12 protein-coding genes are annotated in these 12848 nt (G+C 38.0%); 6 read left to right on the forward strand and 6 right to left on the reverse strand.

Annotated elements, in window-relative coordinates; all coding sequences use genetic code 11:
• The 5 genes from AC4CVF_RS18920 to grpE form a co-directional block, all read right to left on the reverse strand.
• Positions 1 to 417 (reverse strand): hypothetical protein, encoded by a 417-nt coding sequence (locus AC4CVF_RS18920; RefSeq protein WP_336954598.1) that lies wholly within the window; start codon positions 415 to 417, stop codon positions 1 to 3.
• 108 nt (positions 418 to 525) lie between these two features.
• On the reverse strand, positions 526 to 822 hold the full coding sequence (locus AC4CVF_RS18925) for a putative quinol monooxygenase (protein ID WP_490789818.1): 297 nt from the start codon (positions 820 to 822) through the stop codon (positions 526 to 528).
• Positions 823 to 871: 49 nt separating this feature from the next.
• Positions 872 to 1234 carry a MerR family transcriptional regulator gene (locus AC4CVF_RS18930; RefSeq protein WP_490789819.1) on the reverse strand — a complete coding sequence of 121 codons (363 nt, stop codon included), beginning with the start codon at positions 1232 to 1234 and terminating at the stop codon, positions 872 to 874.
• Positions 1235 to 1323: 89 nt separating this feature from the next.
• Positions 1324 to 3267 carry a molecular chaperone DnaK gene (gene dnaK / locus AC4CVF_RS18935; RefSeq protein ID WP_336954595.1) on the reverse strand — a complete coding sequence of 648 codons (1944 nt, stop codon included), beginning with the start codon at positions 3265 to 3267 and terminating at the stop codon, positions 1324 to 1326.
• Positions 3268 to 3433: 166 nt separating this feature from the next.
• A complete protein-coding gene (grpE, locus tag AC4CVF_RS18940; RefSeq protein WP_490789934.1) occupies positions 3434 to 3973 on the reverse strand; it encodes a nucleotide exchange factor GrpE in 540 nt (179 codons plus the stop codon).
• Positions 3974 to 4799: 826 nt separating this feature from the next.
• On the opposite strand from grpE, the gene AC4CVF_RS18945 reads away from it, so the two are divergent.
• Positions 4800 to 5066: a hypothetical protein gene (locus tag AC4CVF_RS18945; protein WP_004818138.1), complete on the forward strand. Its 267-nt coding sequence runs from the start codon at positions 4800 to 4802 to the stop codon at positions 5064 to 5066.
• Positions 5067 to 5141: 75 nt separating this feature from the next.
• On the opposite strand, the gene AC4CVF_RS18950 is transcribed toward AC4CVF_RS18945, so the two are convergent.
• A complete protein-coding gene (locus AC4CVF_RS18950) occupies positions 5142 to 6149 on the reverse strand; it encodes a putative solute-binding protein (protein WP_490789820.1) in 1008 nt (335 codons plus the stop codon).
• Positions 6150 to 6511: 362 nt separating this feature from the next.
• Between AC4CVF_RS18950 and tauA the strand changes: the two genes are divergently transcribed.
• The 5 genes from tauA (at position 6512) to AC4CVF_RS18975 (ending at position 12334) form a co-directional block, all read left to right on the forward strand.
• Positions 6512 to 7501 (forward strand): taurine ABC transporter substrate-binding protein, encoded by a 990-nt coding sequence (gene tauA, locus AC4CVF_RS18955; protein WP_490789821.1) that lies wholly within the window; start codon positions 6512 to 6514, stop codon positions 7499 to 7501.
• Positions 7502 to 7519: 18 nt separating this feature from the next.
• Positions 7520 to 8344, forward strand: a complete 825-nt coding sequence (tauB, locus tag AC4CVF_RS18960) for a taurine ABC transporter ATP-binding subunit (protein WP_419360979.1) — start codon at positions 7520 to 7522, stop codon at positions 8342 to 8344.
• Positions 8344 to 9186, forward strand: a complete 843-nt coding sequence (tauC, locus tag AC4CVF_RS18965; RefSeq protein WP_490789822.1) for a taurine ABC transporter permease TauC — start codon at positions 8344 to 8346, stop codon at positions 9184 to 9186. Before tauB ends, tauC begins: the two co-directional genes overlap by 1 nt.
• A gap of 83 nt (positions 9187 to 9269) precedes the next feature.
• Positions 9270 to 10133 (forward strand): taurine dioxygenase, encoded by an 864-nt coding sequence (tauD, locus tag AC4CVF_RS18970; RefSeq protein WP_490789823.1) that lies wholly within the window; start codon positions 9270 to 9272, stop codon positions 10131 to 10133.
• 299 nt (positions 10134 to 10432) lie between these two features.
• Positions 10433 to 12334: a 5'-nucleotidase C-terminal domain-containing protein gene (locus AC4CVF_RS18975; protein ID WP_490789824.1), complete on the forward strand. Its 1902-nt coding sequence runs from the start codon at positions 10433 to 10435 to the stop codon at positions 12332 to 12334.
• Positions 12335 to 12848: the final 514 nt, after the last annotated feature.

The following is a 12848-nucleotide window of genomic DNA, read 5'->3' on the forward strand; positions in this document are numbered from 1 at the left end:
TTAATCGTGTTCAAAAATAGGTTGATAGAGTGATGGAGTCACTAAAATCATCAATAAAATTCCAGAACAAACAAAGGCCAGATCGTTAAAAATCGCTGCATAACTGGTCATATAAATCCAATGCATAAAGGGCATAAAATAAATCAGAAATATTGGGAAAAATGTATAGAGATAAGCCTTTCTTGCCCATTCTTTTTTTAAACATAAACCAAATGTGATGATGAGGATGATTAAGCCTGCAACTGACATAACCCCCAATTCCCAAGCTTGCGGGTCTTGGTAAAGCGTTTTATCCAGAAGTTCTAACTCGGGTTCAGTACTGTATATATCGATGACTGCTGCAATGATAGGCAATATAAATTGCGCTATGATCAAGCTGTAATACACAGTATTGGATACAGCAGGAGAGTTTTTCATCGTTTGACTCATTATTATTGTGATAATTAAGATAAAAGATTTAGTGAAGATTGGCAATTGATCAATAAGAAAAACCACTCGATGACTAGAGTGATTTTTCGAGCTTTTTTATAGCACAATATCACTGACGAAATGTTGCACCACTTCGGTTAAATCTTTGGAAAGATAGTGTTGTGTATAGGGCTGTTTAAAATGGGCGTGGTAAGACTGTTCCGAGTCGAAGCGCTCCCAAAGTAGTAAACGGGTTGGTTCTTCTTGACATTGATGCAGTTGAAATAAGGTGCATTCAGGTTCTTGTTGAAGAGTGAGCTTACATAATGCTTGTAAGGCTTCACGGGTTTCTAAGATTCTGTTTTTATCTTTAATTTTTAATTCTGCGGTGATGTAAAAACCTGAACTTAACATTGTCTACTCCTAACTCAAATCGTGAGTCAAAAATATTAACTGCTCGAGTTCACTCTAGCTCAAGCATTTTTTGTGCATATATTTCAATTTTATAGTCGACAATACTTTGTTCTTGCTTGAGTCTTTGAATTTCTTGTTTTAATTGAGCAGAATGCGCAATAAGAAGCGCTTGTCTTTGTTTTAAGGTTTGCTCTCCTTGTAGTCGAAATTGGGCAAAATCTTGCATTTTTTCTAAAGGCATGCCTGTTGATTTTAAGCGTTTTACCCATTCAAGCCATTCCAGATCAAGTTTGGTATATACACGTCGCCCAGATTGATTACGATGGATATTTTTCAGTAAGCCTATTTGTTCATAATAACGAAGGGTATGGATAGAGAATCCAGTTTTTTTAGAGACATCAGAGATAAACAAAAGTGACTCCATAGCTTTACGGATAAAAATAGATCATATAAAAAAACCGCTCAATCTCTTGAGCGGTTTTCTAAGATTAAAGTGACAAATTATTTTTTGTCATCTTTAACTTCAGTGAATTCAGCATCTACAACGCCATCATCAGCTTTTTGCTGTTGTTGGCCTGCATCACCACCGAATTGGTTAGGATCGAAGCCTTCAGCGCCGCCTTGACCTTGAGCTGCTTCATAAGCACGTTGAGTGATTGGCATAATGATGTTTTGTAAAGCTTCAGTTTTTGCTTTAATCGCATCAACATCATTTTCTTTTGCAGTCACTTCTAACTCAGAAACTGCTGCTTCAATTGCCGTTTTTTCATCAGCAGTAACTTGTTCGCCAAGATCTTTCACAGCTTTGTTTGCAGAAGCAACTAAAGCATCAGCTTCGTTACGTGCTTTTGCAAGTTCTTCAAACTTACGATCTTCTTCAGCATTTGCTTCAGCATCTTTGATCATTGCTTCGATTTCAGCATCAGACAAACCAGAGTTTGCTTTGATCTGGATCGATTGTTCTTTACCAGTACTCTTGTCTTTTGCTGATACTTTTAAGATACCATCAGCATTGATGTCGAACGATACTTCAATTTGTGGCACACCACGTGGTGCAGGTGGAATGTCGCCTAATTGGAAGTTACCCAACAATTTGTTTTGTTGAGCCATTTTACGTTCACCTTGGTAAACTGAAATATCTACCGCTGGTTGGTTATCTGCTGCTGTAGAGAATACTTGAGATTTCTTCGCAGGAATCGTAGTGTTTTTCTCAATAATTGCAGTTAATACGCCACCCATGGTTTCGATACCAAGTGTTAATGGTGTTACGTCAAGTAAAAGTACGTCAGTTTTGTCACCAGACAATACCGCACCTTGAATTGCAGCACCAATTGCAACAGCTTCATCTGGGTTCACATCTTTACGAGGTTCTTTACCGAAAAACTCTTGTACTTTCTGTTGAACCATTGGCATACGTGATTGACCACCAACCAAAATCACGTCAGAGATGTCAGAAGTCGAAAGACCTGCATCTTTAAGTGCGATACGGCAAGGCTCAATTGTACGCGCAACTAAATCAGCAACTAAACCTTCTAGTTTGGCACGTGTTACATTCATCACTAAGTGTTTAGGACCAGTTGCATCCGCAGTGATGTATGGTAAGTTAATTTCAGTCGAATTAGATGAAGAAAGCTCAATTTTAGCTTTTTCAGCTGCTTCTTTTAAACGTTGTAATGCAAGTGGATCTTGTTTCAAGTTGAAGTTTTGCTCTTTCTTGAACTCTTCAACTAAATAGTCGATCAATGCATTATCAAAGTCTTCACCACCAAGGAATGTATCACCATTGGTTGACAATACTTCGATTTGTTGGTCGCCATCTAAGTCAGCGATTTCAATGATTGATACGTCAAATGTACCACCACCTAAGTCATATACTGCAACTTTACGGTCGCCTTCTTTTTTGTCCATACCGAACGCAAGTGCAGCAGCAGTTGGTTCGTTAATGATACGTTTAACTTCTAGACCAGCAATACGACCAGCATCTTTTGTTGCTTGACGTTGTGCATCATTGAAGTAAGCAGGAACAGTAATAACAGCTTCTGTTACTGTTTCACCTAAATAATCTTCCGCAGTTTTTTTCATTTTTTTCAAAATTTCTGCAGAGATCTGTTGCGGTGCAAGTTTTTTGTCGTTTACTTCAACCCAAGCATCACCATTATCAGCTTTGATGATTTTGAATGGTGCAATACCGATATCTTTTTGTACTGCTTGGTCTTGATACTTACGACCAATTAAACGCTTGATTGCGAATAATGTATTCTTAGGGTTAGTCACTGCTTGACGTTTAGCAGATTGACCCACAAGAATTTCGCCATCTTTATATGCCACGATAGAAGGTGTTGTTCGTGCACCTTCAGCATTTTCAATTACTTTAACTTTATCGCCTTCAAGTACAGCAACACATGAATTCGTTGTACCTAAGTCAATACCAATAATTTTAGCCATAAATCAAATTCCTCTAAATTCTTTTGAATCCCTTGTGTCCTCTTTTTACAAAGGGGAGTTAAAAGGGATTTTCTTGTTATCCGATATGAGAGCCATTCAAAAATTTTCAAGTCATGATTTGTGAAAATTCATGAAAATATTTTTAAAAAGCTCCTATTTATTACCTTTATTGACCAACCATCACCATTGCAGGGCGAAGTAGTCGACCATTTAAGGTGTAGCCTTTTTGCAAAACTGTGCCAATTTGGTTGGCTTGTGCATTTGGGTCGATCCCGACAGCTTGATGTAAGTCCGCGTTGAAACCATTGGTTGTGTCTGCTTCAACAACACCGAATTTTTCTAAAGTGGTGAGAAGTGATTTCAAGGTCAGTTTTACGCCTTCTAGTACAGGTGTTTCTTCATCGCCACCTGCGAGGATGGCACGCTCAAGGTTGTCGACAGAGTTTAATAATTCTTTCGCAAACTTTTCTAACACGATGTCTTTATACTTTTCAGCATCACGTTGAATACGTTCTACACTTTTCTGTGCTTCATAAACCGCGTTTGCAGTACGTGCTTTTTCGAGTTTTAAGCTCTCTTCAAGATGACTAATTTGAGCCTGTAAAGCTTCAACGGTAACTTCAACCTGTTCATTTTCAGCCTGAGTTTGCTGTTCGGCTTGCTCGTTTTGAATATCTTGGGCTTCTTGATTCTGCTCAGTTGCCATTGATTTACTCCGTTTAAATGGGTTCTTAAACATGTACAGTCCTTATCGGCAGCAGTTTTGCACTGTGTTCATTTTTGAACTGCCATGATCGTTTAATTCATTAATGAATAAGAAATGTGGGCGAGCCGCTAAAATTCAAGCAGTTTTAGAGATTATTTAATGAAATTCAGTGAAAAAAGCTGATCTAAGGGAGAAATCTCAAACTTTAAAGATATTTTTGTTGGAATAATCATCAAATCAGTGATTATTTTTTTAGATTAAAATTTAACTTTATTGATGATAGATGCAGCTATTGCTCAAAAATGATGAGTAAATTCAAAAATTAAAATTGAATGAACAGATTAAAATGCTTAATTTACATGTAAAACCGATTAAACTTATTGAAAATAAGGTTTTGCGAAAAAGCAATAATTTAATTATCATGCTCCATAGATTCTATGGCTGTAGTTTCTTTTTTTAGTTTGAACAATGTTTTCATCGCTTATCCAATCTTCTTGGATAAGCTTTTTTTTTGTCTTGTAAAAAGCCATTAACAATGTAAGTAATCCGAAACTTTTATGGTAAAAGTATATCTTTTATCAGGTAGACTTTTGCCTAACCGCATTTAATCCCATCAAAAAATCTAGTGAAATGAAACAAGTATAATGAAAAATAAAATCGGTCAATATAAATCATTGATTTAATAAACTTTGCATAACTTATACGGCAACACCTTAAAAGTCTAACCAAGCTTCAACGAAGTTTGCAGAAAAAATAGCAATCATAGTCAGCACGACAACGCAGTCCTGTGTTGCCGTTTTTTGATAGAGTGATAAAGGAATTTATGATGAAAAAATCAGGTCTTATTTTTATGCTATTGGCTGGTGTTGCGGTTATGAGTACGGCGTGTACATCAAGTGAAACAACACAAGCACCTGAAACAACCCAATCAGCACCAATGGGTTCTGCAGATCAACAGCAATCGGCACAAACTGCGACTGTAGATCCGACTCAACAAGGTACTGCTGTTGAGGGAGATGCAACGATTCAGCAATCACAACCTGCTCAAGCAACCAATGACCCAAGTTTAGTTGAACAACCTTCAGCTCAGTAAATTTTAAAATAAAAAATCAGGCAATTTATGGATGCCTCCATTGCCTGATTTTTATCAACAACTTTTGATGAGAGGTTACTCACCCGCCAAAGAACATTCAAAGTTGGTTCGATCTACAGTACATCGCGCCCGTTTAAGCACTGACATCATGGTCGGATCGTAAATACCTTGTCGGGTTAAATCCATACGTCCATCTCGTAAAAGCTGTTGATATTTTTCAGTATCTGCTTTACTTAAATTCAAACGATATTTAGCTGGAATGCCTTCTTCTAAACGTTTGACCATACTGAATTGACGAGGAAGTTGCTTGATAAACCACGTTCTAGAATCATTGCCAAAAGTAGCAGGGAATTTTTGAGATCTAAATACCAAATCTGCAGTGACATTTAGCACTGGAAAATTGATCAATGCACCTTTAGAGCCAAGCCCTTTTTCCATTTCTAAAGGTTTAAAGGCGTAAGCTGGCGCACCCACCATTGGTACTTCACCTGTATTAAACTTCTTAATAAAATTGGAAATATCCGAAGGAACAGGAATTGCTCCGACACGTTCAACCATTGCAATCTGTGCTTTGTCATACGCCAATACCGCAAATTTCTTACCTTTACCTTTTTCAATAGTATTAATGGTTCGATCGTTCACAAAGATATATGCAGGGCCAATTTGACCGATTCCACCAATTTCTATTTCTTCATTGTCTATCTTGGTTTTTAAGCGTTTTACATTACGCTTATCCAAAACAAAGGTAATCGCCTTGAGTGCAATGGCATTGGTTGGAACCCCCCCCAGCGCGTCAATAGACCCTGCGAATTTATTGTATTGGCGTGCACGCATTGTGGTGATATAGGCAGCATCACATTTACCATTTTTAAAATCTTTATCAGCAAGCTCTTCATTTTGGTAAGCAATCAGCTGGACATCGGTATTCCATGTTTTTGCAGCGAGTGCCCACTCTTCCATCATTTTATAGGATTCGCCAGCTTTCCCTAATAAATCAAAAACACAGATTTCTTGTTTTGCTTGAGAGGTGCTTGATATTCCTAATAATACGATTGTAGTAAGGGCAAGAAATTCCTTTTTCATGTTATATCCTTATACTTAAAACGCGTTTTATTTATACTAAATATAGTAATATTATTTGAATAAAAATAGAGTTTTTACTCTATTTCCGATGAGTAAACCATTGAATGGCTTGCTTAATGTGATTTATTTATCCTAATAAAATATTATTGTGATATTGTTTTGTTTGTTGGTGTGGGTTTAGTGGCCTAATTAAAATCTTGTTAATTTTGATCGATCTAGAAAAATAAAATAGATTTCAAGTTTTGTTAATCAATAAAACATATAAGTAAATCTAAAAAACGTATTTTTAATAATATACAAAAAAACCGTACCATGAGGCTGATTCCCATCTATTTTTATTTATTCTAGTCCACACATTGATCATGAAATTTCAGCAACTGATTTTGCTTTGCTCAGCCATAAGTTTATATAGCTATAGTGGTTTGGCAAATGCTCGCCCTATCTTCATTGGTTATCAAACCAACATAGAACCTGCCAAAGTTGCACAGGCTGACGGTGTGTATGACAAAGTAATTGGGGAAAAACTGGATTGGCGCTTATTTAATAGTGGCGCAGAAGTTTTAACTGCATTGGCTTCAGGTTCTGTAGATATCGCACTGATTGGTTCAAGTCCTTTGGGGGCAGCTGTTGCCAATAATTTGCCTATAGAGGTGTTTTTAATTTCTACCGATCTGAAAAGTGCGGAAGCCTTAGTAGTGAGAAATGGCTCAGGAATTAATAGTCCTCAGGACTTAATTGGGAAAAAGGTGGCCACCCCATTTGCTTCGACTTCCCATTACAGTTTATTGGGGGCTTTGCAGCATTGGAATATTAAAACCAATCAAATACGGTTGTTGAACCTAAAACCAGCTGAAATTAATGCAGCATGGCGCAGAGGCGATATAGATGCAGCTTTTGTCTGGTCACCTGCACTTGCCAATATTAAGAAAACAGGTAAGGTCATCACAGATGCAGGGCAGGTTGGGCAATGGGGATCTCCTACATTTGAAGTTTGGGTGGCACGTAAAGATTTTGCACAGAAGCATCCTGAAGTCTTAGCAAAGTTTTCAACAGTGACACTGAACTATTATCAATCCTATAACCAGGATAAAAGTCGTTGGACTGCCAACTCGGCTGAAGTGCAAAAAATTGCCAAAATTACTGGTGTAGATGCTCAAGATGTGCCAGCGCTTCTTGCTGGTGCCGCCTATCCAGAACGTCAGGCGCAATTAAGCACTCAATACCTTGGTGGGCGGACCACACAGAATATTGTCAATTCAGTGAACTTTTTAAAAGCACAGGGTCTGGTGAGAAAAGTTTCTCCAAATTATCAACAGTTTATTAACACACGTTTTATTCAAACATCGAAATAGAGATCGGAAGTATTCATCATGGCTGTATTGACTGTAGAACACGTACAAGCACAGTATCCGGGTGCTGAACAACCGGTACTGAAAGATGTTTCATTTCAACTGGGCTCTGAGCAACTGATGGTTGCATTAGGTGCTTCAGGCAGTGGTAAAACAACCTTATTAAATCTGATTGCTGGATTTACTCAGCCACAAGCAGGCACATTAAAACTGGATGGCGAAGTAATCATTGCACCCAGCCGAGACCGTGGTGTGGTGTTCCAAGATGATGTTTTATTGCCTTGGCAAAATGTAGAAGACAATATTGCTTTTGGTTTAGAGCTTGCAGGATTTGATAAAAAAACACGTCAAAACCGTGCACAAGCATTACTCAAATTGGTGAATTTAGAAGGCTTTGGTCAACGCCATATCTGGGAACTTTCAGGCGGGCAACGTCAACGGGTTGGTTTAGCACGTGCTTTGGCTTCTGACCCTAAAATATTATTGATGGATGAGCCTTTTGGTGCTTTGGATGCCTTTATTCGTGAACAAATGCAGTGCTTATTATTAGATATTTGGAAGAGCACGTCCAAACCCACATTCTTAATTACCCATGACATCGAAGAAGCTGTTTTTCTAGCAACAGATCTAATTATTCTTGCACCGAATCCTGGGCGAATTGTGGAAAAGCTAGAGTTGGATTTTGCTAAACGCTATGCCCATGGTGAGCCAGCACGAAGTATTAAATCAGATCCTAAGTTTATTGAAATGCGAGAGCATGTGTTGAGTTGTGTGTTTATTCAAAATAATCAGGATCAATACCATGTTGCTCAGAGTGACCAAACTCAAGTGGAAAAGGTGGAGTAATGACAGCACAATTAGACCCTAAATTGATCCCTCGTACAGTTGAATCTCAGACTGTGGTGGTGAAGGTTCCACGTGAAGTCAATATTACCTTGATTAGTAGTATCACGATCATTACTTTGATTGCAATTTGGTGGCTGGTCACCACTTTAGGCTGGATTGATGCTTTATTCTTACCATCACCAACCGCCGTTTTGCAGCGTTTCAATGATTTGTTCAGCAATGGCTATATGAGTATTAGCTTGTGGAGTCATATTGGTGCAAGTTTGGGTCGTATTGGCACGGCATTAATTGCTGCGGTCATCACTGCGATTCCAGTTGGGATTGCGATTGGTCGTAATAAAGTTGTACGGGGTATTTTAGATCCCATCATTGAGTTTTATCGTCCGATTCCGCCGCTGGCGTATTTACCCTTGATTGTAATTTGGTGTGGTATTGGTGAATTATCCAAGGTGCTACTGATTTATCTGGCAATTTTTGCACCGATTGTTATTGCAACAGCAACCGGTGTACGTTCAGTCGATCAAGCTAAAATTCGTGCTGCACAGTCTTTGGGTGCAAGCCCAATGCAAATTATTAAACATGTGGTTTTACCAAGTTCTTTACCGAGTATTTTAACCGGTATCCGTATTGGTCTTGGGGTGGGATGGTCGACTTTGGTGGCAGCAGAGTTGGTTGGAGCTTCTGAAGGTTTAGGCTTTATGGTGCAATCTTCTTCACAGCTTTTGGCTACAGATGTGGTGATTGTGGGGATTTTCATTATTGCTGTGATTGCCTTTATTTTGGAAATTGGTTTACGTCGTTTACAAAGGAAATTAGTCCCTTGGGATAAGCAATCTCAGTAAGTTATTTTCGCTACACTGTTCGATAGCATATCGCCATATTTAGTTTTAACATTTTAATATATCGTGAGATGATCGAGGAAGAAATGAACGCTGTTGTTTCAAATATTTTTAAAGTTACCCCATTAAATCCAACGATTGGTGCGCTGATTGAAGGTGTGAATTTCAATCAGCCTTTAACATCTGAACAAAAGGCTTTGATTGAAGCAGCTTTATTGAAACATCAGGTGATCTTTTTCAGAAATCAGCCGATGACTGCACAGCAACATGCAGCTTTGGCGCGTCAATTTGGTCAGTTACACATCCACCCAATTTACCCTAATATTCCAGAACAACCAGAAATCATGGTTTTAGATACGGAATTAAATGATTTACGGGATAATGCATTGTGGCATACCGATGTGACTTTTCTTGAAGCACCAGCAATGGGCGCAATTTTAAGTGCAAAAAAAGTCCCTGCATGGGGTGGAGATACACTTTGGTCAAGTGGAACAGCGGCGTTTGAAGCATTATCCAAACCGATGCAAGCGATGTTGTCTGGTTTAACTGCAACACATGATATTGCACGTTCATTTCCAGTAGATCGTTTTGGTGGTGATCCTGCCGAATTAGAAAAGCTAGAACAGGCTAAGAAAAAACATCCTCCGATTAGCCATCCTGTGATTCGTACTCATCCTGTCACAGGTCACAAAGCTTTGTTTGTGAGTGAAGGTTTTACCACACGAATCAATGAACTCGAAGCCAAAGAAAGCGATGCTGTTTTGAAAATGTTGTTTGAACATATTCAGAAACCAGAGTTTGTAGTGCGTTGGTCGTGGCAGGCCAATGATGTGGCATTTTGGGATAATCGTTGTACCTTCCATTATGCTGTTGATGATTACCGTCCTCAGCACCGTGTTATGAATCGAGCCACTTTGATGGGTGATAAACCTTTTTATCAAGCAGATTAAGGTTTAACTTGTTATAAAATCCAATCAAATTTGATTGGTTTTTTATTTTTGAAACAACTGAATTTGAATACAACTTTTTGAAACTTCAACGTTTAAAAAATACATTAAAGAAAAAAATCATAAAGTGAGCTGTTGTTAAAAGTATCGGTATGCTGTGTTTGTCGGTGTTCAGAAAACAATTTGAATATTTAAGCTCTGATGAAACCTTGTTGCTGAGCAATAATGTTTAATTATTCATCAAAATTAAACAAATGATCAACATACTAGGCCATAAATATTTATTGCTTGTTGGAAATATCATGTTGATTAATAATAAAAAGCAAATCATTTTGCTAAGTGTACTGTCTACGCTGTTGGTTGCTTGTAATGATGATAATGATCATTCAAATACTGAAAAACCAATAGAGGCAAAAGCTTTAGAACTGAATATCTTGCATATTAATGACCATCATTCACATTTAGATGAAGAAAGCATTAAATTTAAAAGCAATGTGGGGACAGAGGATGAAGAGTTTAGTGTTGCAAGCGGTGGATTTGCACGTGTTGCCAGCTTAATTAACCAACTTGCAGTAGAAAAGAAAAATGCTTTAAAAATACATGCTGGTGATGCGATCACTGGCGATTTGTACTATAACTTAACAGATGGTAAAGCAGACGCAGATGCAATGAACACCGTTTGTTTTGATACATTTACGCCGGGTAACCATGAGTTTGATTCTAAAGATGATGGATTAAAGAAATTTATTGGTTTCTTGGATCAAAGTTCTTGTAAAGACAAAACCCAAATTTTAACGGCCAATGTCAGTTTTGGTGCATCTTCACCGTTGTATAAAACCAATCGCATTTTGAAGTCACAAGTGTTTGAAAAGGAGGGAGTGAAATTTGCAATCATTGGTTTAACGGTTGCCAAGAAAACCAAAAACTCTTCTCAACCGAATGCTGATACATTGTTTGCAGATGAAATTGAAACAGCACAAAAAGAAATAAATCAATATAAAGCACAAGGTATTAAAAATATTATTCTTCAAACCCATGTGGGATATGACTTAGACCAACAGCTGGCAAAATCACTTACCGATGTTGATGTGATTATTGGGGGTGATTCACATACGTTATTGGGCCCTGACAGTCTTAAAAAATATGGCATGACACCTGAAGGTGCTTATCCAACACAGCTGAGAAACAAAGATGGTCAATTGGTCTGCGTCGCGCAAGCTTGGCAGTACAGTTATATCGTGGGCGATTTAAATGTGAAGTTTGACAAAAACGGGAATGTCGAAAGCTGTAGTGGAACACCACATGTACTCATTGGGAATAACTTTACCCGTACCGCCAAAGACGCAAAAGCAGTCACCGAAACTGAAAAACAAGCAATTCTGACGCAATTTAAAACAGATCAGGCCCCATTTACTGTTGTAATGCCACTACAAAACACCTTGGATGTTTTAAAACCGTATCAGGAACAAAAGAAAAAATTTGCTCAAGAAATCGTAGGTCAAGCCACAGATAATCTCTGTTCACGTCGAGTCCCTGGTACACAACGTGATGTAAATCGTTCAACACTCGGCGATATCTGTAATAAGAATACCCACGTCGATCAACATGGTGGAGATATTCAACAAATTATTGCTGAAGTGTTTTTACAACAAGGAAAGACCTTCTTTGGCGCTGATATCTCATTCCAAAATGGTGGTGGTGTCCGTGAAGATGTTGCTTTAGGGGATGTGACAGTTGGTAAAATTTATAATGTCTTACCGTTCAAGAATACATTGTTGCGTTTAGATCTGACGGGTGCTGAAGTTAAAGCCACCTTAGAAGATGCAATAGATGGTGTGATTACCCAGAATAATACGGGTAGCTACCCATATACCGGTGGTATGCGTTGGAATGTTGACTTTACCAAAGACAAAGGCCAGCGTCTTAACCAAATACAAGTACGTAATGCATCTGGGCAATATGAAAATCTAGATCTCAATAAGACTTACAAAGCGATCACGATTGATTTTCTTGCCAATGGTGGTGACTACTATACTACCCTGAAAACCATTACTGGTGAGCGCCGTGTGAATGTTGGCTTAGACTATGCGGAGGCTTTCCTCAAATATGCCCAAGGTTTGGCTGGTCAGACAGGTCAAAAGAAAATTAATAAATTAGCAACGGCTGAATACAGTACCCAGCTATTTATCGATAAAGCAAAATAAACTGAAACAGACAATCAAAATCCCGCTTCGGCGGGATTTTTTTCGTTGGGTCGTTGGTGAAAACTGACAAAATCCTATGTTCGTGGTGAATAAATAATTGCAAAAATCCCTGCTTAACTTTAAAATGAGCCAAAATTTAGCCACGATGGCTTAAATAATCACAAAGACTACCTCAATTTTCTTTTCACTTGCCTCAATTTGATCTTGTAACGTTGCCTTTTGACAAGATTCTTTACAACCACTGACTGGTTGCAGGATAACCATAATATCTTGATTGAACCCATCATTTTAAGCAGGGTGCTTAAAATGTGATTTGAATCAGCTGTTAAATTCAATATTCGGGAGAAAAATCATGTTGTTTAACGTATTTCTCATTTTGGGCTTTAAATAGACCCTATACATTTTTAATCGTTTAAATTAAACGAAAATAAACCTTATTTTAAAGAATATACATGTTCTGAGGGATGACTTTGCTTGCAGAAAATGCAAATTGAAAAAAGTTTAGCCTTAGTCA

Source organism: Acinetobacter sp. LipI_19, from assembly GCF_058242925.1.